Origin of the sequence: Streptomyces morookaense (assembly GCF_013030945.1) — a bacterium.
Classification (GTDB): domain Bacteria; phylum Actinomycetota; class Actinomycetes; order Streptomycetales; family Streptomycetaceae; genus Streptomyces; species Streptomyces morookaensis.
The window spans coordinates 123,683-145,901 of sequence record NZ_JABBXF010000016.1; the positions used below are offsets into that span (position 1 = coordinate 123,683).

The following is a 22,219-nucleotide window of genomic DNA, read 5'->3' on the forward strand; positions in this document are numbered from 1 at the left end:
GATGCGATCGGTCGAACTGGAATTCCGGGCCGCGGGCGCGAGCGCCCAGGAGGCCTACGAGCGGGTGCGCGACTTCGCGCGCTACCCCGAACTCGTCGCCACCGTACGGAAGGTGACGGTGCACCCCGCCGAGGCCGGCAGCCCCCTGCTCAGCGACTGGGAGGTGGACTTCCGCAACGGCGTGCTGTGCTGGTCGGAGGAGGACGTCTTCGACGACACCGCACTGACGATCACCTTCAGCCAGACCGAGGGCGACTTCGAGACGTTCGACGGCCAGTGGGAGATCCGCGCGGACGGCGCCGGTGCGAGTGCGGTGCGCTTCTCCGCGAAGTTCGACTTCGGGCTGCCGAGCCTGGCGGGGATCATCGACCCGGTGGCCGAACGCGTGCTGCGCGAGACCATCACGGACATCCTCCGGGCCCTGCTGGACCAGGAGGCCAACTGATGGACGCCGCCAACCGGTTCGAGTCGCCGGTCACCTACCGGCTGCTGCGCGCCGAGTACACCGTGGGACTGGTCGTCGCGGCAGGACTCCTGCTGTGGCACTGGCGGGACGTCGACTGGGCGGCCGCCGTCGGGCTCTTCGCCTACATCGACGTGATCGGCTACCTGCCCGGTGCGCTCGCCCATCACCGGGCCAGGGGCGGCGAGGTCCCCCGCGTCTACTACGTCCTCTACAACACCATGCACAGCTGGCTGACGGCGGGCGCGGTGGTGGGGCTCTGGGCGTGGCTGTTCGGCTGGGAGTGGGCGCTGCTGGCCGTGCCGGTGCACCTGTGCGGCGACCGCGGGCTGCTGGGCAACTTCCTCAAGCCGTTCTCCGTCGAGTTCGAGCCCAAGGCGCACCCGGCGTTCACCGAGTTCGAGGCGGCCCTCGCCGGCCGGCCCGCGGGGAGCCGCGGGTGAGCGCCCCGACCGTGCCGCCGCCCGCAGCCCGCGCGGCGGACCTGCTGAGCGCCCACGCCGACCACCCCAGCGCCGTCCTCGCGCTCAACCGGAACACCGGCCGCTATACGGGCCGTCAGGTGTCCGGGCTGATCGCGTACCGGCCCGGGCGGCGCCATGTGGTGCAGTTCGGCGGCCCGTTCGCGGGGCCGGGCGACCGCGGGGCGCTGCTGGACGAGTTCCTGGCGCACCTGTCCGCAGGCGGGCGGCGCCCGCCGCTGCTGACCGCGGCCCAGGTCGGCCGGGACGATGTGGCGCTGTACGCGGAGCGCGGCTTCTCGGTGAACCAGATCGGCTGCACGTACGGGATCGACCTGGGCCGCTTCACCCTGGGCGGCAAGGCGCTGGCCAAGGTGCGGCAGAACGTCAACCGGGCCCGCCGTGAAGGGGTCACGGTCGTCGAGACGGACCCCGGCGACCCGGGCGACCGGCGGGAGCTGGACGCCATCGACGCCGCCTGGCTGCGGGCGAAGGGCCGGCACGTGAAGGAGCTGGCGTTCCTCGTCGGCGAACGCGGCGGCCCCGCCGGGCCGTTGCGCCGCACGTTCCTGGCCCGGCAGCACGGCCGGACGGTCGGCTACCTCACCTACTCCCCGGTGTGGGGCACCCGGCCCGGCTGGCTGTACGACCTGACCCGGCGTTTCCCGCAGGCCCCGGTCGGCACCGTCGAGCTGGTCAACCTCACCGCCCTGACCCGGTTCCGGGAGGAGGGCGCACGCTGGCTGCACCTGGGGCTGACCCCGTTCGCAGGACTGGCGGACGTGCACGAACCTGCCGCCGCCGGGCCCCTGTTGACGCGGGCGCTGCGACTGGTCGCCGAGCACGGGCGGGCCGTCTATCCGGCCCGTACCCAGGAGGCGTTCAAGCTCAAGTGGGCGCCGCACACCGTCGAGCCCGAGTACGCCGCCTTCCAGGGCGGCGTCCGCCCGTCCGCCGTCTGGCACCTGCTGCGCACCACCGGCGCCGTGTGAGCGGCGCACCGCACCGACCATCCCGATCCCGAGGAAGGCACATCATGAACCGTCTCCCCGTCGAGGCCGACTGGGACCGCGCCCCGAGCGTGCTCGAGGGCGCCCGCACCCTGGAACTGACCCCGCAGCACTGCAATCTGCCGTACTGGTTCGAGCACGTCGCCGGGACGATGCTGCGCCGCCTCGCGGACGGCTCGGTGGCGGACGCGGGTCCGACGGAGGCCGTGCGCCGTCCGGGGCCGCTGCGCGAGGCGCTCGTGGACGAGTTCACCTTCCGGCACCTGGCCGAGGAGAAGGCCACGCGTGCGCTGTCCTTCCTCGTGTACCACGCCCCCGGGCGGGACTGTCTGGAGTTCTTCGCGACGCAGCTGGTCGACGAGGCGCGGCACGCCCGGGCGTTCCGGGACCACCTGCTGCGGGTGGACGTCTCCGAGGAGGAGCTGGCGGCAGAGGTGGCGCGGACGGCGGCGACCTCGGCGGCGGCCGTGCTCGATCCGCTGGAGGAGTTCGGCCTCCATGTGCTGCGCGACCGCGGTGACTTCCACGGGGGCGTGCTGGTGCTGACGGTGCTGGTCGAGGGGATCCTGGCCCCCGCCGCGGAGCTGAGCGAGCGCAAGTGGCGCCCGCTGGACCCGTCGGCGGCCCTGGTGGAGCGGGGCGCCAACATGGACGAGATACGCCACCTCGCGGTCGGCAGCTCCGTGGTGCGCCAGTACCTGACGGACCGTCCCGGGGAGCGGCCGCGGCTGCTGGAGATCGTCGAGGAGGGGCGCCGGCTGTGGGAGAAGCTGCCCATGGCCGAGGTGCTGTTCCGCCGGGAGACGCTCTTCCAGCAGGGGCTCGCCGAACACGGGCATCTGGTGGGGGACTACGAGATCTGGCCGGGGCGCAGGCTGGTCGACACCGGCGTCGAGGAGCGGATGGAGGCGGCCGAGCGCTGGTCCCGCGAGACCCAGGACGCACGCCTCGCGTACATGCTGCTGGACGGAGCCGCCCGGTGAGCGCCGGACCGCAGGAGCCGGAACGGCTAGTGGTGCCGCTGCCCGGCGCCGCCCCGGCCCGGGTGGTGGCGCAGGTCACCGTGCCCGCCGGGGAGCCGCGGGCGGTGGTGGTGCTGTGGCCTGCGTTCGCCGTGAAGGCGTCGTACTACGCGCCGTTCTGCGCCGAGTTGGCGGCCCTGGGCATCGCGGTGGTCGCCGCGGACCTGCGCGGCCAGGGCGAGAGCGGGCCGCGTCCGGGGCGTGGCGCGCGGTACGGCTATCAGGAACTGGCCACCCGGGACTGGCCGGCCGTGGTGTCCGCGGCGCGGGAGCGGTTCGGGGTGGAGGTGCCCCTGTACGTGCTGGGTCACAGCATCGGCGGTCAGGTGACGGCGCTGTACGCGGCGCGCGAGCCCAAGGGCGTGGCCGGGCTGGTGTTCGTGGCCGCTGGGTCGGTGCACTTCCGCGGTTTCCCCGGTGCCGGGGCGCTGCGCGTGCTGCTGAGCACCCAGCTCGCCGCGGCCGTCGCCACGCTGTGGGGCTACTTCCCGGGCCACCGGCTGGGGTTCGGGGGGCGGCAGCCGGGCCGGCTGATCCGGGACTGGGCGCGGATCGGCCGCACGGGCCGCTTCCGGCCGTCCGGTGCCGACATCCCCTACGAGGAACGGATGGCACAGGTGCAGCTGCCGGTGCTGGCCGTGTCGGTGGCGGGGGACGCGTTGGCGCCGGCGGGTGCGGTGGAGCGGTTGTGCGCCAAGCTGGCGTCGTGCTCCGTGGAGCGCTGGCACTTCGCCCCGGAGGACGGCGCGCGGGTCGACCATGTGCGCTGGGCCCGGGCCGGCGGTCCGGTCGCCGCGCGCATCGGCGAGTGGATCGCCGGGCGAACGGCCGGATAGGGGCGGTCCGTTGGGGGGCGCTCTGGTGCTGGCCGGTGGATCGGCCGTCGTGCTGGGCCGGTTGCAGGCCGTCCGTACCGCGTTCACCGCTGCCGAGCAGGCCCGTGCCGCACGCTTCCGTTCCCCGGCCGCCCGGGACGACTACGTCGCCGCGCACCTGCTGGTGCGGGCCTGCGCGGCGCGGGTGGCCGGGGTGGATCCGGCGTCATTGACGCTCCGTCACTTGTGCCCGGGATGCGGCGCGTCGGACCACGGGAGGCCGTATGTCGCGGAGCTGCCCGGGGTCTCCGTGAGCCTCAGCCATACGCGCGGCCATGCGGCGGCCGCCGCCGGGGAGGGCGGTGTCGTGGTGGACGCCGAGGCGGTGCGGCCGGGCGGGCCCCCGGCCGCCGCGGCCCGCCATGCCCTGACTGCCGCGGAAGCGGCGGCCGTTGCCGCGGACAGTCGGCCGGGGGTTGCATTCGCCCTGCGCTGGACGTACAAGGAGTGCGTCGTCAAATGGGGTGAGGCGTCCTTGGGCACACTGCGCCGTATCGAGACACCGTCCGGGCTGTTTCCGGCCGGGGTTCCGGTACGGCATGCGGGCCGCTGGGTCCTGCAGTGGGGCGCCGACGTGGGCATCGTCTGCGGCACCGCGCTGACCTCGGAGATTCCGGCACTTGAAATTTTGAACACCGGCAATGCGCCGACGTTGCACCGGTGTTAGCATCCGCAACAGAACGATCCGTATCGTTCACATCCGGCGAGGCCTCGAACGGCCCGTGGCACCAGCATGAGAGAGCGCTGATGGGACAGAAGAGGATTCTCCAGCAAGTAACCGATTTCACCGGCGAACACCGGCGCGACCTCGACGCCCGCAGACGTATCCTCGCCGCCACGCTGCGCCTGCTCGCCCAGCACGGTTACACCAAGCTGACCATCGGCGGCGTGGCCACGGAGGCGTCCGTGGGCAAGGCCACGATCTACCGGTCCTGGCCCAACAAGGCCGCCCTCGTGCTCGACGCGGTCCGCGACCAGCTGCCCGGCGTGCCGGACGAGGACACCGGCGACAGCCGCACCGAACTGCTCGCCGTCGCCGGCACGCTGGCCGACCTGTTCGGCTCCTCGAAGCTGCGGGCGGTGCTCCTCGCCCTCGTCGCGGACTCGGCCGACAACTCCGAACTGGGGCGGCACCTGAAGGAGGACCTCATCGAGGGCCGCAAGGCGGCCTCCCGCTCGGTGGTGGTCCGTGCAGTCGAACGCGGGCTGCTCCCGCCGGACACGGACGTCTCCCTCGTCCTGGACTCCTGGGCGGGCACCATGCTCTTCCGCAGCCTGTTCTCCGAGAAGAGCCTGGACGAGGAGACGGTGCGCCGCGTCGTGGACGCGACTCTGGCCTCGCCGCCGCGGTTGCCGGCCCCGTAAGGGGGAGGCGCCCCGTCAGGGGCGCTGGGGGTACCCCCAGCGCCCCTTACGGGGCGCCATGGTCCCGCCCACGCGGCGGAGCCGCATCGACCTGCACGCATCTGGGTACGGTCGGTCCCAGCCGCGGCACACCCCGCGCCGTGGCCGCCCCGCCCCTGCCCGGAAGGACCCCCGTGCGCGTACCACTTCGCCGCCGGGCGATAGCGGCTCTCGCCGCCTCCGCCGTCGCCACCCCCCTGCTGCTCGCCGCCGCCCCGGCGGAGCATCGGCGCAGACAGGCCGACCAGTTCGCGGACCGCCTGGTCCGGGCGTCCTCCGCCAGGAGCGCCTACCGCCATCTGCAGAAGTTCCAGCAGATCGCCGACGCCAACGGCGGCAACCGCGCCGCCGGTACCCCCGGTCACGAGGCCTCCACCGAGTACGTCAACGCGCTGCTGCAGAAGGCCGGTTACGACGTCTCGTACCAGAACTTCGAGATCTGGCAGGCCAAGACGCTCACCGAGAATCTCTCGGTCGTCTCTCCGCAGCCGCGCGAGCTGAAGGTGTCGGCGTTCACCTTCTCCCCGTCCACGCCCGAGGGCGGCATCGACGCCCCCGTCGCCGTCGCCCGCGGGGACAAGGCTCCCGGATGCTCCCCCGGCGACTACACCGCCGGCGCCTTCGCCGGCAGGATCACCCTCGTTCGGCGCGGCGGCTGCACCTTCGCCGAGAAGCAGGCCGCCGCGGCGCAAGCAGGAGCCGTCGGCGCCGTCGTCTACGACGACGAGGGCCGGGACGCCGCCCTGCACGGCACCTTCGGCAGCCCCGCCGAGGGCCGTATCCCCACCGCGGGCATCTCCAGGGCCGACGGCGAGGCCCTGGCCGCGGCCGCCCGGGACGGGGTCACCGTGCACCTGGACATCCGGCAGGAGCACTCGAGGAAGCAGACCCGCAACGTCATCGCCGAGACCCGGGGCGGCAGCCCCGAGCACGTGGTCGCCCTCGGCAGCCACCTCGACTCGGTGCCCGAGGGGCCCGGCATCAACGACAACGGCTCCGGCTCCGCAGGCCTGCTGGAGGTCGCCCTCAAGCTCGCCCGCGAGATCCGCAAGCCCGGTCACCAGCCGGTGAACAAGGTCCGCTTCGCCTGGTGGTCGGGCGAGGAACTCGGCCTGCTCGGCTCCGACTACTACGTCTCCCACCTCGACGCACAGCAGCGCAGAAGGATCGCCCTCTACCTCAACTTCGACATGATCGGCTCGCCCAACCCGGCCGAGTTCGTCTACGACGGCGACGACTCCGACCACAAGGGCTCGGGACCCGGCCCCAAGGGCTCCGCGCAGATCGAGCAGCTGATCAACGGCTGCCTGGACCGCCGCCACCAGCCGCACGAGGGCACGGACTTCGACGGCCGGTCCGACTACGGGCCGTTCATCGAGGCCGGCATCCCCGCCGGCGGCACCTTCACCGGCGCCGAGGGCATCAAGACCGAGGAGCAGGCACAGCGCTACGGCGGTACGGCCGGCACCGCCTACGACCCCAACTATCACGCCCCCGGCGACACCCTCCGCAACCTGGACCTGAAGGCCTTCGACACCAACATCGGCGTCATCGCGCACGCGGTCGGCACCTACGCCCACGACCTGAGTTCGCTCGACGAGCCGGTCAGACACCGACCAGCACGTTGATCAGCGCCCCGTGCCCGTACATGCTGACGATCCCGCTCCCGCCGTCGGCGAAGTAGCGGACGAGGCAGCCGGCGGGCCGCCCGGCGACGATGTACGGGCCGAGGAGCGGGGCGATCGTCGTGGTGTGCGTCCCCGCCTCCGTACCGTCCGTGAGCCCGGCCGCGCAGCGGCCGGGCTCGACGTATTCCTGCGCGACGCTGTCCTCCTCCCGCACGGCCCGCTCGACGGCATCCGCCCACACGGCCGGATCCGTCGACGGACCCAGGAGCACACCGTCGCCGCACATGCCCACGGCCTTCTTCAGCACGAACTGCTCCCGCCTGCCCAGCAGCAGCTCGCCCAGGCCGTAACGGCGTCCGCGCCAGACGACCGCGCGGTCGCCGGTGACCCGGGTCCACGGCAGGTAACGGCGTACGAACTCCCGGTCCGCGCCCGTCATCCAGGGCCGCCCCTCCGAAATCCAGCCGAGCACCTTCTTGTTGGAGACGAGATAGGCCGTCTGCGGGGCGAGGAACAGGCACCCGGCGTCGAGGGCGCGGCGCACCGGGGCGAGGTCGATGCCGTGGTGCCGCCACTCGGTGACGGTGAAGTGCCGCAGCCCGACCGGGTACCGGAAGCGTCCGTCGGCGCCGTGGCCGTGGTGCAGGTCCTCGGGTTCGAAGAACTCGGCGGCGAAACCGTGCCGGCGCAGGTGGTCGACCTCCAGGTCGAAGTAGCGGGTGCCGTGCACGCCCGGCAGGTCGCGGACGGTGCCGAGCAGGGCGACGCCGCGCTCGGCCCCCAGTTCGGCGCAGACGGCCTCGAAGAGCCGCCTGCGCTCGGCGAAGAGCGAGTGGCTGTGGAACGGGAGCCGCCCGCCGTCCGGGCCGTCGCGGTCCTCCGCGTACAGGCGGCACCAGGTGCGGGTGAGGACATGGGTGTGCACGGCGCCGCCGACCGCGCCGCCCACGTTGACCTCCAGGAACTGCGGCCCGCCGGGTCCGATCACCACATCCGGGCGGGCCATGCAGGCGCAGTGGCGCTCCTCGGTGCGGTCGTCGGTGAACAGCGGGTGCAGGGTCTCGTCCACCGCCAGGGCGGCCATGCGCTCCTCGCGCCCGGGGCCGGCGGCGAGGAGCGCCGTGCGCAGGAGGGCCAGCAACCGGGCCGACGCGGCGTAGAGTTCGGCGGCCGAGGCGTGCGGCACGGCCAGCGGCCGGGTGGCGACCTGTGCGCCGTTGAACCCCACGTCGCGCATCGCGTGCACGAAGGTCTGCCGCAGCTCCTCGGCGCCGGGCCGGGCGGGGGGAGGCAACTCGCCGGTGCCGAACCAGGGGTGGTGGCCGGTCATCGGGGAACCGGGTGCAGAAAGGTGTCCAGGTCCAGGTGCCGGGCGCGCAGGATGCCGGGGCACTGCCAGGCCAGGTCGGTGCGCGGCGGCCGGTGCGCGTCGTGGAAGTAGAGGGCCTCGAAGCCGCCCGCCGCGAGGGCGACGACCGGGTTGGCCACGAGGAGGTCCCGTACGCCCGGGGTGTCGCGCACGACGCGCAGGACGAGCCGCTTGCCGCCGAAGTGGTCGGCGGGCAGCCGGCATTCGGGGTGGAAGCGCTGTTTGAACTGGAAGATGCCCTTGCTGAGGAACGGCTCGCAGCCCGAGAGGTCGACGTGCGTCATCCCGTGCATGCAGGCCCACTCCAGGGCGAAGTGTGTGAGCGCCCTGGCGGCGCCGCTCGCGTAGTGATCCTCGGCCCCGTCGAGGACGCCGAGCAGTCGCATGGTCAGGGTCCGGGAGCGGGCCCGGCGGGCGCACAGCACCCCGGCGACCCGGGTGCCGTTCTCGACGACGAAGAACAGCGCCCCGCGCCGGAAGAGGCATTCGTAGGCGAGGGCGGGCGGGACGCTGCGGGTCGCGCCGCCGTGCCGGCGGCGCATGGTCGGCAGGTGCATCCGCTCGTAGAAGTGGTCGAACGCGCCGGGTCCGGTGGCCTGTTCCCAGGTCCAGCCGCGTTCCCTGCGGCGGGCGGCGAAGCCGCGCCGCTCGCGCCGGGAGATCCGCGCGCGCAGCGCCTCGGTGCCCTCGCCGACCGGGACGACAAGGCGTACCCGGAAGGGCAGCAGGAGCGTGGCCGGGGGCAGGGCGGGCACGGCCCGGGCCGTCGTGCCGCGCAGCAGGATGTCGGCGGGCGCGTCGCCGGTGCCGGCTGCCGCGGTGGGGACGCCCTGCTGCCGCAGGAACTCCAGGACGTGGCGCGGGCCTTCGTCCAGCCCCGCGTAGCTCAGCCGCACGGGGCCGGCCGGCAGCGAGCGGGCGCGCACGGGGCGGTGGCGGCCGCGTACACCGTCCCAGCCGCAGTGGACGGGGGCCAGGCAGGGGCCGGTGTCCCAGGCGTACCGGGCGTGCAGGGCGGTGCGCGAGGGCAGCGGGGCGCGGGGCGGCGCCGGGGAGTTCACGGCGCCCCCTCGGTGACGGGCCGGTAGACGGAGATGCAGCGCCGGGTGTCGGGCCGTACGGTGCCGCCCTGCCAGCCCGGCCAGCGGTCTTCGAGGGCCAGCCCGGCGGCCGCGGCCATCAGGTCCATCTCCGACGGCCAGACGTACCGGATGACCGAGCGGTACGGAGTGACGCCGCCGTTCTCGACGACCATGGTCTGCCGTTCCATGATCTGGGAGACCGGGTCGCAACGGACGACGGAGAAGCGGAAGCGGTCCGGTCCGGTGTGCAGGTGGCGGAGGGAGGGGCCGCTGCCGACGGCGTCGGGGATCTGGTGGTCGACGACGAAGCGCCCGCAGGGGCCGGCCAGATGGCGGGCCGCGACGGCGAAGCAGGCGGTCTGACGGCGCTGGTCGGGCACGCAGAAGAGGCTGTTGAAGACGGAGTAGACGAGCGCGAAGCGGCGGCCGAGGTCGCAGTCGGTCATGTCGGCGAGCTCGGTGCGGACGAGCTCGGCGCCGGGTTTGGCGCGCAGCCGCCGCAGCATGTCGGGCGAGGTGTCGACGCCGTGGACGCTGATGCCGCGGGCGGCGAGGGGGATGGCGATGCGGCCGGTGCCGACGCCCAGTTCGAGGGCGCCGCCGTCGCGCCCGTAGCGGGCCAGGACCTCGACGGCCGCCTCGCCGTCGTCGAAGTCGAGGGAGTACCAGTCGTCGTAGACGTCGCCGAACGTCCGGCCGTAGTCGTCATCGTGGTCCGTCGCCACCGGCGGCGCCTCCGTTCGCGTCGTGCGCCGGCCGGAGCCGTGCGATGTGCGGCAGGGCGGCCGCGACGACCGCGTCGAACGTCCCGGCCTTTCCGGCGAACACCCCGGAGGGGCGGGGCCGGTGGAGGACGAGGTCGGTGAAGCCCAGCGCCGCGCAGCCGGCGGCGAAGGCGGTCAGCCGGTCGGCCGAGTCGGTCAGGTCCGGGACCAGACGGCTGCCGAGGACGATGCGGTCCAGGCTCGCGGGGTCCCGGACCGCCCGGGCGCAGGCCTCGTCCATGGCGCGGGCCTGCCGGGCCAGCAGCGGCAGCACGGCGGGGCCCGTGACCCGGCCCGGCCGGGCCGGGTCGCCCGCGGTGACCCAGGCCTGCCCGTACCGCGCGGCCAGGCGCATGCCGCGCGGGCCGGCCGCCGCGATCGCGAAGGGGATCCGCGGCTGCTGCACGCAGCCGGGCACCGTGCGGGCGTCGCGTGCGGTGTAGAACGGGCCGTCGTGGTCGGTGGCCGGGTGCCGGAGCAGGCGGTCGAGGAGCGTGACGAACTCCTCGAAGCGGCGCGTGCGGGCGCCCGGCGGCAGCGCGGGACCGCCCAGCGCCTGGGCGTCGAAGCCGTCGGCGCCCGCGCCGATCCCCGCGGTGAGGCGGCCGCCCGCGATGTGGTCGAGCGTCATCAACTCCTTGGCCAGGACGACCGGGTGCCGGAAGTTCGGGGTGGCCACCAGGGGGCCGATGCGGATCCGGCGGGTGACCGCGGCGACGGCGGCCAGCAGCGGGACCGAGCCGAACCACGGTGCGTCGCGCAGCGACCGCCAGGTCAGGTGGTCGTACGTCCAGGCGTGGTCGAAGCCGGCTTCCTCGGCGGCCTGCCAGATCTCCCGGGCCTCGGGCCACGGGTGTTCGGGAAGGATGACGACTCCCGTGCGCATCGGCCGCCTCACGTGTCCCGGACGCCCGCGGCCTTGTGCAGCACCTCGGCCAGGTCCGCCGACTGGGCGGCGGGCCGGAGGGCGTCGGCGGGCAGCGGGGTGTAGTCGTCGGCGTCGTACGAGCCGGAGCCGTGCAGGACGACCTCGTCGGCGCGGACCAGTCCGCGCTCGACCGCCAGCAGGGTGCCGGTCACCACCATCACCAGCGACCATTCCCGCAACTTCCGTGGATCCGCGGGCAGTTGCACGTCCGCCTGCGCCACCAGGGCGCGGACCTGGGCGTAACGGCCGAGGCACTCGTGGAGGGAGACCACGATGCCGCTGCCGCCCTGCTCCCGGATCAGCGCGCTCATGCGCGGCGCGGTGGCCGGCCGCTCGGTGTAGAAGGTGGGGTCGATGCTCTCGCGGGGGTCGAAGGCGGCCGCGGGGAACACCGGGTTGGCGTTCTGGACGTACAGGCCGCTCACCGGGTGCCGGCGGTACGGGGGCGACGCGGCGCCGGCGTACAGGTCCTGCACCATGTCCGGGGTCCGCAGGTGCTGGACGAGGAGATAGCCGGGCGGGTCGTCCCGCGCGCCCGGCTCCGCGGCGAGGAGCCGGGTGCCCAGGTGGTGGCCGAACAGCCCGAAGGCGCTGGAGACGGCATGCGAGTGCCAGCGGATCCTGCCCTCGGGCAGCGGGAGGAACTCGGCCTCGTAGAAGGCCCGTACGGTGTCCGCTGCACGGTAGTTGTCGAGGTCGAGCGTATGCCAGATATGCACTCCGGCCGCCCGCGCGAGCTCCGCCGCACAGGTTTCGGCGGCCTCCTGCGCCAGGGCCTTCACTGCGGCACCGGAACCGTCGTGCACGACGACGGGGTTGCGCTCGCGCAGTCCGGGATCGGCGGCCAGACGGGAGTGCCACACCTTGCCGGCGGACTCCCGGGGGACGACACAGGCGATGCGCAGCTGGTCGCGGGTGACGAGGCCGGCGTCGACGGCGCGCAGCACCGCGTCGCGCAGGGCGGTGGCCTTGTTCGCCGACGACGGGGTGACGAGCATCAGCTGCTCCCCCGTCTCGCGGATGTGGCGCACGGCGCGCGCCACGATGACCAGGGAGGCGAAGGTCTTGGTGGTGCGGGTGGCCGGGTTGCGCATGAGGTCGAGGAGGACGAGCCGCACGCCGTGGTGCGTGCCGAGGGCGGCCGAGGCGAGCCCGGAGACGGAGAGGAACTCCCTTACGGAGTCGTCGAGTTGTGGCAGTCGCTGCTCCGGCGTGCCGTCGCCCGCCGTGCCGTGCTCGCGGACGTGGTCGAGCGCCGACTGGATCCGGTCGTAGTACCGCGCGATCGCATTGTCCAGAACAGCTCGCCTGCGTGGCACCATGGGCCCGCTTCCGTCCTTCCGGCAGGCTCGGTTTCACCGAGATCAGCCGTCCCCCGAGGGCGTGCGGTCGTCGAGTTTATCTCCGGAATATCCGGTTCCTGGAGATATTTACCGGCCACCTTGCGCGGCCCTCCGGCGACGGTATTCGGATCAGTGATCCCCTTGCCCCGCCGCACACTTGGCGACGTGAGCAGCCCCTCTCTCCGCTCCCTGCGGCCGGCGGTCCCCACGGGTCCGCCGTCGCTGCTGCGGGACCGCAACTTCGTCCTCCTCTCCTGGGCCCGCACCGTCTCGGTGCTGGGCAACGGCTTCGCGCGCGTGGCCCTGTCCTTCGCCGTCCTGGGGCTGCCCGGGACCACACCCGGCGAACTGTCCCTGGTCCTGGCCTGCCAGGCACTCCCCCAGCTGCTGTTCGTCCTCGTGGGCGGGGTGATCGCCGACCGGGTCCCCCGGGTCCGGCTGCTGGCCGCCGCCGAGTCGACCGGGGCCGCCGCCTACACCGGGCTCGCGGCGATGACGCTCACGGGACACGCGCCCCTGGCCGCGCTCGCCGGGCTGGCCACGGTGGCGGGGCTGGCGACCGCGCTGTTCGCCCCGGCGATGACGGCCGTGGTCCCCGAGATCGTGCCCGCGGACCGGCTGACGGAGGCGAACGCGCTGCTGCGCATGGGAATGAACACGGCCATGCTGCTGGGCCTGGCGCTGTCGGGCGTGGTGGTCTCCCTGGTGGGCGCGGGGTGGGCACTGGCCGTGGACGCGGCGTCGTTCCTCGCCGGGGCCGGCCTGATAGCGGGCATCCGGGTGCGCACACCGCGCCCGTTGCGGACGGGCGGGGGCTCGGGGTGGCGCGATATGCGGGACGGCTGGCGGGAGTTCGCGTCACGCCAGTGGCTGTGGGTGGTGGTGCTCCAGTACACGTTCGTCGTGGCGGCGGTGAGCGCGGAGACCGGCGTGCTCGGCCCCCTGGTGAGCGAACACGGCCCGGGCGGGGCCCGCGCCTGGTCCGCGGTGGTGGCGGCCCAGGCGGTGGGCACGATCGCGGGGGCGGCCCTGGCGGCACGGCTGCGCCCGCGCCGCCCGATGCTCGTCGCGGTACTGGCCACCTTCCCGGCGGCGGCACCGATGCTGCTGCTGGGCCTGCATGCACCCCTCTGGCCGACCGTCGTGGTGGCCTTCCTCGCCGGGGTGTCGGGGGACGTCTTCGGGGTGCTGTGGGCGACGACCCTCCAACGCGAGGTGCCTGCGGCGGCCCTGTCGCGGGTGAGCTCCTACGACTGGTTCGGCTCACTGGCGTTCGCGCCGGTGGGGCTCTACGCGGCCGGTCCGCTCGCCGCGGCGGCCGGGGCGGATGTGGCCCTGCTGGGGTGCGCGGACGTGGTCGTCCTGGCGACGACGGCGGCACTGCTGGCGCCGGGGGTACGGCGACTGGGGGCGGGCCGGGCCGGGCCGCCGTCTCAGGGATCCCCGAGCAACGCGTCCAGCCGGCCGACCACTTGACGCAGCTCGCGGGCGTTGCGGGGCGACATGGCCTGCATCACCGCGGCGAGCAGTTCGCGGGCGTGGTGCGGGTTGCCGCAGCAGAGCCAGTGCGGGTCGTCTTCGTCCTCGTCGGCCCACAACTGGCGCTCGGTCCGGCGGGTGTGCTCCTTCCACAGGCGCACGGCGGCAGCGGTGTCCCCGGGGGACAGATAGCTCCTGCTGCGTTCCAGACGGGCGATCGCGGCGAGGGCCCGCGAAGAAAGCCCGTCGATGACGGGCTTCGCGCTCTGCGACCGAGGCCGGTGCGGGAGACCGGCCCGGATGCGCGCCGGCCGGCTACGCGGCATGTGCCTTTCGGTTCGTCGTCATGCCGTGGATCGTGCCAGGGCCCGGTCAAGAAGGCGATCGGGTTTCCCACCCGCCCGGTCGGGCGCCGTCGATGCGGTCGAGCAACGCCCGGGCCTCGGTGGTGCGGTGGCGGTCCGGGCCCAGGGCGGTCGGGCAGGCATCGTGGGCGGCTGCGGCCCTGGCAGGGGTCACCGCCCCAACGCGCTGCCGGCCCAGCCCTGTTCCAGCAGGGCGAACAGTTCGTGCACGGTCCCGGCCGGGTCCGGGCTCTCGCGGGCGATGCCGGGGGCTTCGAGGGCGAAGTGGGCCAGGCCGGTGACGGCGGGGGCGTCCGGGTCGAGGCCGGTGGCCTCGGCGAGGGCGGCGGCCAGTGCCTTCTCGTGACGGGACCACATGCGCCGGGCGTAGTCCCGCAGGGCGGGGGTGGATTCGATGAGGACGAAAAAGGGGTCGTCGAGCCGTACGGAGGCATGGGTGTTCGCGATGTGGTCGCGCAGGGCATGCAGCACGGACCGGTCCGGCTCCCGGTCGCGGACGGCGGCGACCAGGCCGCTCTCGATGTCCTCGTCCAGATCGAAGACGAGGGCTTCCTTACTGGGGAAGTGCTTGAACAGGGTGCTCAGCGAGACGTCGGCCGCCTCCGCGATCTCCCGCACGCCGACGTCGTCGAAGCCGCGCTCGGTGAACAGCCGCAGGGCGGCATCCGCCAAGGCCTGCCTGGTACGCGCCTTCTTGCGCTCGCGGCGCCCTGTCGTCGTCTCGGCCATGCCCTCACCCTACCCTCTGGGGCAGATTCGCTCGTAAAACGAATCGACTTCGAAGTCGGAGCCGTTGTACTTTTGGAGCTGCTGGCCTTCCTACTCCGTGGAACGGAGCGATTCCCCATGTCCACCACCCCTCGCATCGCCATCGTCGGCGCCGGCCCCGGCGGCCTCGTCTGCGCGCGCGTCCTGCAGCAGCACGGCGTGCCCGTCACGGTCTTCGAGCGCGACACCGACCCGGACTCCCGCTCGCAGGGCGGCTCCCTCGACATCCACGACGACACCGGCCAGGTCGCACTGCGCGCAGCCGGTCTGTTCGAGCAGTTCCTCGCCCTGTCCCGGCCCGAGGGCCAGGAGTGGCGCATGTACGACCGTCACGCCGCCCTCATACGTCACGACAAGGCCGACGACGGCGATCTGAGCAGGCCCGAGATCGACCGCGGGCAGCTGCGTGCCCTCCTGCTGGACTCCCTCGCACCGGGCACCGTCCGCTGGGGCCGGCCCGTGGAGTCCGTCACCCCGCTCCCCGACGGCACCGCCCGGCTGCACCACCAGGACGGCACCGCCGAGGAGTTCGACCTCGTCGTCGGTGCCGACGGCGCCTGGTCCCGGGTGCGCCCCGCGCTCTCCGCCGCCCGGCCCGCCTACACCGGCGTCACGATGGTGGAGGCCCTCTACGACGACGTCGACCACCGGCACCCGGGGATCGCCCGCCTGGTCGGACGCGGCACCATGTCGGCCAAGGCGGGCAGCCGCACCATTTTCCTGCAGCGCAACAGCAACGGGCATGTCCGCGCCTACGCCTCCTTCCGCGGCCCCGAGGACTGGCACGCCGGCCTCGACCTCGCGGACACCGAAGCCGTACGCGCCCGCCTGCTCGGCCTGTTCGAGGGCTGGGACGAGAGCCTGCTGGACATCCTGCGCAACAACGAGGGCGGGTTCGTCAACCGGCCCCAGTTCGTCCTTCCCGTCCCCCATACGTGGCAGCGCGTCCCCGGCGTCACCCTGCTCGGCGACGCCGCCCATCTGATGCCGCCCGCCGGCGTGGGCGCCAACCTCGCCCTGCTCGACGGCGCCGAACTCGCCCAGGCCGTCGTCGGGCATGCCACCGTCGACGAGGCACTCCACGCCTACGAGAGCGTGATGCTGCCCCGCGGCGCCGACAACGCCGAGTTCGCCCAGCAGATGCTCGCCACCCTGCTGCCCGAGACGGATTCCGACGACGCCCTCTTCCCCGACGACCTCTGGCCGGACGCCACGGACGCCGACCCGGACCCTGCTCCGGCCGGTTGAACCCGGTCAGGCAAGCGCGGCCTCATCCGGCGCAGAGGACGGTCCGGCCCCCTCTCCCTCCAAGGAGGACGCGAGTTGGGTGCGCCGCGTCACCCCGAGCTTCCGGTAGGCGTTGGTGAGGTGGGTCTCCACGGTGCGGCGGGCCAGATGGAGCGCCGCACCGATCTCGGCGTTCGTCCGGCCGCGGGCCGCCAGTTCGACGATGCGCCGCTCGGCCCGGGTGAGTGCGGCGCTGCCCGTCGTGACATGGCCGATCCGGCGGGCGCCCCCGGCCCGCAGGGCGTTCTCGGCGGCACCGGCCAGGCGCCCGGCGGCGGAGTCGGGGCCGAGGAGCTGCAGCGCCAGCGCGTGGGCCTCGTGCAGGTCGCTGCGGCCCTTGCGGCCGTTCCCGGTGGCGATCCGTGCGTGTCCCAGGTCGAGCAGGGCCTCGATGAGTTCCACGGGCGCGGGTGCCTGTCTCAGCGCATCCACGGCCTCGTTCAGCGACTCGAGGCCCCGGCGGCCGCCCACGGCTGCGGCGCGGGCCCGCAGCGCCCGGCCGATCGTGCGGGGAGTGCCCCAGGCCCGCGCGTGCCGCAGCTCCGCCTCGGCCAGCTCCAGCGCCTGTTCCGGCCGGCCGAGTCCGACCAGGGCGTGGGCCGCGCCGGACCGCCAGGGGGTGATCACGGGGCTGACGACGTCGCGGGCCTCCTGGCCCCGGCCGCAGGCGAGGTGATGGTCGAGCGCTTCCTGCCACCTGCCCTCGGCGGCGTGCAGGAGGCCCCGGACATAGCGCAGTTCGTCCCACTTCCATGAACTGCCCGTGCGCTCCTCGCACTTCTCGTCGACGGTGTCCAGCAGGCGCCAGGCCCGGGCACGATGACCGAGCTCGTAGCGGGCGAGCGCCACCACGGATATCAGGTGGGGCATGCGGATGCCCTGGCCGGTGCAGGCGTCGAGGAGCGGGGTGTTCTCGTCGACCACGCGCCGGAAGTCACCTGCCCACAGGGCGGCTTCGGCCCGGACGCCGACCAGGGACTGCCGGCCGACGTCCGTCAGGTCCGGGAGCAGGGGCGGCGCCGGGAGGGACTCGTCGGCGAGCGCGCGTGCCTCGTCCAGCCGGTCGGCCCATTGCAGCAGCGTGGCCGCGGTGCCCAGCCAGCCGGTCCGGATCCGGGGGTCCACCGTCGCCTTCAGCCGCGGCAGGACACGGCCGAGGGCCTCGGCCGCCGACAGCCTGCCGGTCCCGGCCTCGTACTCGGTGACCAGGCCGCAGGCGAGCGGCTCGATGCCGGCCGGAGCCGTCGCCGCCAACTCCCGCATACGGGCGACGGCGTTGCGCCAGGCGACCGCGTCGTGCGAGGCCATCATGGCGGCGGTGGTCTGCAGGACGCGCACGAGCTCGTCGTCCTCCACGGCGCTGCCCGCCTCGCGCATGACGTGCATGGCCGTGTCGGTGCGGCCCCGGGCGACGAGCGCCGCGCCGAGGGCGGGCGCGACGGCGGCACGGTCGCGGTGGTCGTCGTGCAGCTCCAGCACCGAGCGCAGTCTGCGGATGCCGGCGTCGGCGCTGCGGGGCAGTTCGAGGGCGCCGAGGCGCAGGGCGAGCGCGGCGCGGCGGCCGGGGGCGAGCGGAGCGGTGAGGGCGTGCCGGAGGAGGGCGGCGGCCTCGTCGATGCGTCCGTCGCGTGCGGCGTCCTCGGCCGCGTCCTCCAAGGACTGCGTCATCCACTCCTCGCCGGGCCGGTCGATGTGGAGCAGCTGTGCGGCGACGGTCGCCGCGGGTGCGCCGTGCTCGTCGAGCAGGCGGGCGAACCTGCCGCGCAGCTCGCCCAGTTCGTCCGGATCCGTTGCCGCGAGCACGGCTGCGCGCGCCAGCCGGTGGGAGAGGAGACGGCCGTGGCTGGACGTGCCGACGGGCAGGGCACGCTGGTTCGGACCGAGGCCGGCGGCCTCGCGGAGCAGTGCTTTGCGGGGCACTGCGGGGCCGCCCCAGGCGATGGCGAGAGCCACGGCGACGCGGCGCGACGCCGGGGTGACCCGGGACCGTAACCACTGGGCGATCGCGTCGCGGTAGCGGCTTCCGGCCAGGTCGGAGAGCCGGTTCGGGAGGGGTCCCTCGGCGAGGTCGGCGAGGAGGGCGTGCACCAGGGCGGGATTGCCGGCACATGCCCGGACGCACAACTCGGCCCCGGCGGCGCCGTGTCCGTGGACGGGGGGAAGGGAGGCGGCCACGAGACGGACGACGGCCGACGGGCCGAGCGGGCGGAGCGTCAGGACCGTGCCCGTCGTGCCGGACCGCACGGTGGCGCCCTCCTCCTGGCACTCGGTGACCACCAGCAGCACGGGCAACCCCGCCAGCCGGCGCCCCAGATAGCCGATCCAGCGGCGCGACACCGCATCGGCGTGGTGCAGATCGTCGACCGCCATGAGCACGGGCTGCCGGGCGGCGATCCGGGCCAGACCGGTCACGAGCCGGTGGAACGTCCGTTGTTCCTCGGCAGTCGGCAGCTCCGCGAAGGGAATCCGGAGCTCGGGGAAGAGCTGGCGGAGGAGCGCGAAAGGGAACGCCGATTCATCGGGCGAGCAGCGTGCATGGACGACGCGCATCCCGCCGGCTCCGGCCTCGCGCCGTATCACTTCTTCCAGCAGGGCGGTGCGCCCCAGGCCCGTCGTCGCACCGAACAACAGCCAACGGCCGTTCCCGGACCGCGCGGAATTCCCGGCTCTCGCCGCTTCCGCCAATGCTTCGTCGCGTTCAAGAAGCACGTTTCCCACGCGCGGTCCTCCCTCTTGGTATGTGATCACATCCTTGCAGGGGGAATGCGATTCCCGCCAAGGGAGCGCCGGGCGGGCGCTCCCACGGGCGGACATCCTCAGGACACGGTGCCGCACTTGTTCGCCGCGAGGCCGGCGTTGAGCGCCCGCTTGAGTGCGGCGACCTTCTGCGGGGAGAGGTCCTTGTTGGGGATGTCCAGCGTGATCTGCGTGTTCGCCGTTCCCCTCTTCCTCGGCAGCATGGACACCGTGACGCTGTCGGGTATCACGGACGGCCCTGCGGGGTAACGCGCCAGGGCCGAGTAGTTGGTGACCTGCATGCCGGGGACCTTCAGGCATTTCTTCGCGCCGTTCTCGAACATCTTGTAGATGCCGATGTTGACCGAGTGCCGCAACGGCACGAGGTTGATGCGCTTGCTGACGCCCTTCAGCGAACTGGCTATCAGATGGCCGCCGTCATAGCCCTTGCCGCCCATGTTCCCCACCGTCGTCTCGCACGCGCTGCGCGGGGACCTGCCGGCGGACAGAATACCGGCACGTGCCCAATCGGGGCGCCCCTGGGCGTCGATGTGGAAGGTCCACGTCGAGCGGACGGTCTGGCCCCTGTAGGCCGCCAGATATTGGTCGCAGGGGTAATCCGCGCGTAATCCGGCTGTAGACGGCATCGGTGTCGCCGGTGCGGTGGGGCCGGTTGGTGCGGCCGGGGCTGCGGCGGCCGGTGCTGCGGCAGCGGCCGGGGCTGCGAGCACACCTGCGGTCACGGCGCCCGCCAGCCCGGCGGCGGCCCAGAGGCGGAGGTGCACGGGCGAGATGGATCGTGCGGTCATGAAACGTTTCCTCTCTCGTGGTCGGAGCGACTGCGGAGCAGTGCACCACCCTCGGATCAACAGACGATTGACATCGCAGGTCAAGGGTGTGAGAGGCGCGGGGCGCAACCGCAGCGCGTCCCGGCACGCGAGTGCTGTTACCGATCAGACCGGATCAGACCGGATCAGACCGCCTCGTCGCCGTCTCCGTCGCCGGCCGACCGTGCCGCCCCGCCCAGCAACGCCCGGACGAGGCCCAGGAGTTCGCCGGGATCCGCGGCGGCGAGCTCCGTGAGCGCGCCGGCGTGGCGGGCGAGGACGATGCCGGTGAGCGCCGCCACCGCGAGCTCCGCCCGCAACTGCGCCCCGGGGACGCCGTCCCGGACGAAGTGCTCGCTCAGCGGGTCGACCAGCCGCTCGTACAGCTGGGTACGGGCGGCCTCCTGGACGACGGGGTCGCTGTACGGCACCACGGTGGCCCGGGTCACGGGGCCCGGACCGTGGTCGGTGATCCGGCGCAGGAAGCCGAGCAGCCGCTCCTCGTCGAGCAGGTCGGCGGGGATCTCCCGGTCGGACATGGCGCGCAGCGTCGCGAGGTAGAGCTGCGGCTTGCCGCCGAAGTAGCGGGCGATCAACGCCGGGTCGGCGCCCGCCCGTTCCCCGATCTCGCGGGTCGTGGTGCGGTCGAAGCCGCGCTCGGCGAACAGCTCCTGTGCGGCGTCGAGCAGCCGCTCGCGGGTGCGGCCGGCGTCGCGGCGGCGCTGCGGGGCGGCGGCCGGCGGCGTCTTCCGGCTCCCGGACGGTGCCTGCTGCTCGGGGCTCATGGGGACCTCCGGTCGTCGGGTGCGCACCGCGCCGGGGCGGCCGCGGGCGCGGGGGTGTCGTTGTGCGGTGCCGCACCGACGGCGCTCTTCTCGCCCGTCGCCACATGCACCGTTGCGGCTCGGGAGCGCGCGGGCAGGACGACGGTGACCACGATGGTGACCAGCCACACGGCGCATCCCAGCAGCGCGGCGGCCTGGTAGCCGTCGGCGGACGGCAGCGTCCGGCCCGCGGGGGTGTGCGCCTCCAGGACGGTCGCGCTCAGCGCGCTGCCCGCGGAGTATCCGACGCAGCGCAGGACCTGGTTGAAGCTGATGGCGCTGCCCGTCTCGTGCGCCGGGACCGCGCTGACGACGAGGCCGGGCATGGCCGCGAACGTACAGCCCACGCCGAGTCCGGCGATGCCCATCGCGAGGAACAGCTCCCAGAGGCTGTCGCGCGCGAAGCCGAAGACGGCCATCGCGAGCAGGGACACCGTGCAGCCCACCGGCAGCACGGCATGGGTGGACACGCGCCGCGCCAGGACGCCGGCCAGTTTGCTGGAGACGACGCTGGCGGCCGAGAACGGCAGCAGGATCAGGCCGGTGACGACGACGGACGCGCCGAAGCCGTAACCCGTCGCGGCCGGGGTCTGCGCGTAGCGGGTCACCAGGGATATGAGGACGTACATGCCCAGGCCCGCGATCACGGCCGTCACATCGGCGGTGAGGACCACCGGGTGCCGGACCAGCCGCAGGTCCACCAGCGGGTGCGGGGTGCGCAGTTCGTGCACCGTCCACCACAGCAGCAGGACCACCGACGCGCCGACCAGTCCGAGCAGGCGGGCCGAGACCCAGCCCCAGGACTCCCCCTCGCCGAGGACGAGCAGCACTCCGGCGAGCGCGACACCGAGCAGCACCGCGCCGAACACGTCCAGCGGCTGCGGTGTCAGGTGCCGCGTGGGCGGCAGGACGACCGCGGCGGCGCCCAGTGCGACGGCGCTGACGACGGCCGCGAGCCAGAACCCGGCGTGGAGGCCGAAGAGTTGGGTGAGCAGGCCGGTGACCGGGTAGCCGAGGCCGACTCCGGCGACCAGGGTGATCGACAGCACTCCGACCGTCGACCGCGACCGCTCGGCGGGCAGGCTCTCGCGCGCGGTGGCGATGGCCAGCGGTATCAGCCCGAGCCCCACGCCCTGCAGGGCCCGCCCGGTGAGCAGCGCCCCGAAACCCAGCGGCAGGGCCGCCAGCACGCTGCCGGCCAGCACGACGCCCACCGCGCCGAGGATCACGGCCCGGCGCCGGGGCCCGTCGCCGAGGCGCCCCATGGTCGGGGTCGCGACGGCACCGACGAGCAGCGCGATGGTCAGCGACCATTGCGCGGTGGCCGGCGAGACGTGGTCGACGACGGCGATGCGCGGCACCAGCGGCGCGCCGAGACTGCTGACCATGGCCACGACCATGCCCAGATAGACGAGTACGGGCACGAGCGCCCGCTGCCGCCATGTGAAGGGGGGCGTCGTCGCCCCCCGCTGTTCCCCGGATCCGGACCCGGACTCCACGGTTGCCCCCAGTTCATGTCATCGAGCGATGTCATCGCATGATGACATAGGAGCGGGGCGACCCATACCCCGACCACCCTTGATA

Annotated in this window: 21 protein-coding genes; 10 read left to right on the top strand and 11 right to left on the bottom strand. The window is 73.7% G+C overall.

Going from position 1 to position 22,219, the window contains the following annotated elements; genetic code table 11:
• Window position 1: 1 nt before the first annotated feature.
• The 8 genes from HG542_RS09410 to HG542_RS09445 all read left to right on the top strand — a co-directional run bounded on the left by HG542_RS09410 (window position 2) and on the right by HG542_RS09445 (window position 6,863).
• Window positions 2-445, top strand: a complete 444-nt coding sequence (locus tag HG542_RS09410; protein ID WP_171079655.1) for a type II toxin-antitoxin system RatA family toxin — start codon at window positions 2-4, stop codon at window positions 443-445.
• Window positions 445-906 carry a hypothetical protein gene (locus HG542_RS09415; RefSeq protein ID WP_171079656.1) on the top strand — a complete coding sequence of 154 codons (462 nt, stop codon included), beginning with the start codon at window positions 445-447 and terminating at the stop codon, window positions 904-906. The genes HG542_RS09410 and HG542_RS09415 overlap by 1 nt, the downstream gene beginning before the upstream one ends.
• Window positions 903-1,916: a bifunctional lysylphosphatidylglycerol flippase/synthetase MprF gene (locus HG542_RS09420; protein ID WP_229922581.1), complete on the top strand. Its 1,014-nt coding sequence runs from the start codon at window positions 903-905 to the stop codon at window positions 1,914-1,916. The genes HG542_RS09415 and HG542_RS09420 overlap by 4 nt, the downstream gene beginning before the upstream one ends.
• 44 nt (window positions 1,917-1,960) lie before the next feature.
• Complete coding sequence (locus HG542_RS09425) at window positions 1,961-2,917, top strand: VlmB-like protein (protein ID WP_171079657.1); 957 nt, start codon at window positions 1,961-1,963, stop codon at window positions 2,915-2,917.
• Window positions 2,914-3,792: an alpha/beta hydrolase family protein gene (locus HG542_RS09430; protein WP_171079658.1), complete on the top strand. Its 879-nt coding sequence runs from the start codon at window positions 2,914-2,916 to the stop codon at window positions 3,790-3,792. The genes HG542_RS09425 and HG542_RS09430 overlap by 4 nt, the downstream gene beginning before the upstream one ends.
• 10 nt (window positions 3,793-3,802) lie before the next feature.
• A complete protein-coding gene (locus HG542_RS09435) occupies window positions 3,803-4,498 on the top strand; it encodes a 4'-phosphopantetheinyl transferase family protein (RefSeq protein ID WP_171079659.1) in 696 nt (231 codons plus the stop codon).
• An 80-nt stretch (window positions 4,499-4,578) separates the two neighbouring features.
• Complete coding sequence (locus HG542_RS09440; protein ID WP_171079660.1) at window positions 4,579-5,196, top strand: TetR/AcrR family transcriptional regulator; 618 nt, start codon at window positions 4,579-4,581, stop codon at window positions 5,194-5,196.
• Between the two features lie 173 nt (window positions 5,197-5,369).
• Window positions 5,370-6,863 (top strand): M28 family metallopeptidase, encoded by a 1,494-nt coding sequence (locus tag HG542_RS09445; protein ID WP_229922582.1) that lies wholly within the window; start codon window positions 5,370-5,372, stop codon window positions 6,861-6,863.
• Here HG542_RS09445 and HG542_RS09450 read toward each other — a convergent pair.
• The 5 genes from HG542_RS09450 to HG542_RS34885 are packed head-to-tail and all read right to left on the bottom strand — an operon-like array spanning window position 6,841 to window position 12,328.
• Entirely contained in the window at window positions 6,841-8,193 is a 1,353-nt protein-coding gene (locus tag HG542_RS09450) for a hypothetical protein (RefSeq protein ID WP_171079661.1), read from the bottom strand. The genes HG542_RS09445 and HG542_RS09450 overlap by 23 nt on opposite strands.
• On the bottom strand, window positions 8,190-9,293 hold the full coding sequence (locus tag HG542_RS09455) for a GNAT family N-acetyltransferase (protein ID WP_171079662.1): 1,104 nt from the start codon (window positions 9,291-9,293) through the stop codon (window positions 8,190-8,192). Before HG542_RS09455 ends, HG542_RS09450 begins: the two co-directional genes overlap by 4 nt.
• Window positions 9,290-10,039, bottom strand: a complete 750-nt coding sequence (locus tag HG542_RS09460) for a class I SAM-dependent methyltransferase (protein ID WP_171079663.1) — start codon at window positions 10,037-10,039, stop codon at window positions 9,290-9,292. Before HG542_RS09460 ends, HG542_RS09455 begins: the two co-directional genes overlap by 4 nt.
• On the bottom strand, window positions 10,020-10,964 hold the full coding sequence (locus HG542_RS09465) for an LLM class flavin-dependent oxidoreductase (protein WP_171079664.1): 945 nt from the start codon (window positions 10,962-10,964) through the stop codon (window positions 10,020-10,022). The genes HG542_RS09460 and HG542_RS09465 overlap by 20 nt, the downstream gene beginning before the upstream one ends.
• 8 nt (window positions 10,965-10,972) lie before the next feature.
• Entirely contained in the window at window positions 10,973-12,328 is a 1,356-nt protein-coding gene (locus HG542_RS34885) for a DUF6002 family protein (RefSeq protein WP_171079665.1), read from the bottom strand.
• 186 nt (window positions 12,329-12,514) lie between these two features.
• On the opposite strand from HG542_RS34885, the gene HG542_RS34890 reads away from it, so the two are divergent.
• On the top strand, window positions 12,515-13,825 hold the full coding sequence (locus HG542_RS34890) for an MFS transporter (RefSeq protein ID WP_229922583.1): 1,311 nt from the start codon (window positions 12,515-12,517) through the stop codon (window positions 13,823-13,825).
• On the opposite strand, the gene HG542_RS34895 is transcribed toward HG542_RS34890, so the two are convergent.
• Together HG542_RS34895 and HG542_RS09485 are read right to left on the bottom strand one after the other, a co-directional pair.
• On the bottom strand, window positions 13,783-14,154 hold the full coding sequence (locus tag HG542_RS34895; RefSeq protein WP_227725744.1) for a hypothetical protein: 372 nt from the start codon (window positions 14,152-14,154) through the stop codon (window positions 13,783-13,785). The genes HG542_RS34890 and HG542_RS34895 overlap by 43 nt on opposite strands.
• 189 nt (window positions 14,155-14,343) lie before the next feature.
• The gene (locus HG542_RS09485) at window positions 14,344-14,922 is read right to left on the bottom strand and encodes a TetR/AcrR family transcriptional regulator (RefSeq protein ID WP_171079666.1); all 579 of its coding nucleotides are present in this window, start codon (window positions 14,920-14,922) and stop codon (window positions 14,344-14,346) included.
• A gap of 117 nt (window positions 14,923-15,039) precedes the next feature.
• On the opposite strand from HG542_RS09485, the gene HG542_RS09490 reads away from it, so the two are divergent.
• Complete coding sequence (locus tag HG542_RS09490; protein ID WP_171079667.1) at window positions 15,040-16,209, top strand: FAD-dependent oxidoreductase; 1,170 nt, start codon at window positions 15,040-15,042, stop codon at window positions 16,207-16,209.
• A gap of 6 nt (window positions 16,210-16,215) precedes the next feature.
• On the opposite strand, the gene HG542_RS09495 is transcribed toward HG542_RS09490, so the two are convergent.
• From HG542_RS09495 to HG542_RS09510, 4 genes are all read right to left on the bottom strand, one after another.
• Window positions 16,216-18,966: a helix-turn-helix transcriptional regulator gene (locus HG542_RS09495; protein ID WP_171079668.1), complete on the bottom strand. Its 2,751-nt coding sequence runs from the start codon at window positions 18,964-18,966 to the stop codon at window positions 16,216-16,218.
• Between the two features lie 98 nt (window positions 18,967-19,064).
• Entirely contained in the window at window positions 19,065-19,793 is a 729-nt protein-coding gene (locus HG542_RS09500; protein WP_171079669.1) for a DNA/RNA non-specific endonuclease, read from the bottom strand.
• A 164-nt stretch (window positions 19,794-19,957) separates the two neighbouring features.
• Window positions 19,958-20,596 carry a TetR/AcrR family transcriptional regulator gene (locus tag HG542_RS09505; RefSeq protein ID WP_171079670.1) on the bottom strand — a complete coding sequence of 213 codons (639 nt, stop codon included), beginning with the start codon at window positions 20,594-20,596 and terminating at the stop codon, window positions 19,958-19,960.
• Window positions 20,593-22,134, bottom strand: coding sequence for an MFS transporter (locus HG542_RS09510; protein WP_308699100.1), 1,542 nt, complete (start codon window positions 22,132-22,134; stop codon window positions 20,593-20,595). The genes HG542_RS09505 and HG542_RS09510 overlap by 4 nt, the downstream gene beginning before the upstream one ends.
• Between the last annotated feature and the right edge of the window lie 85 nt (window positions 22,135-22,219).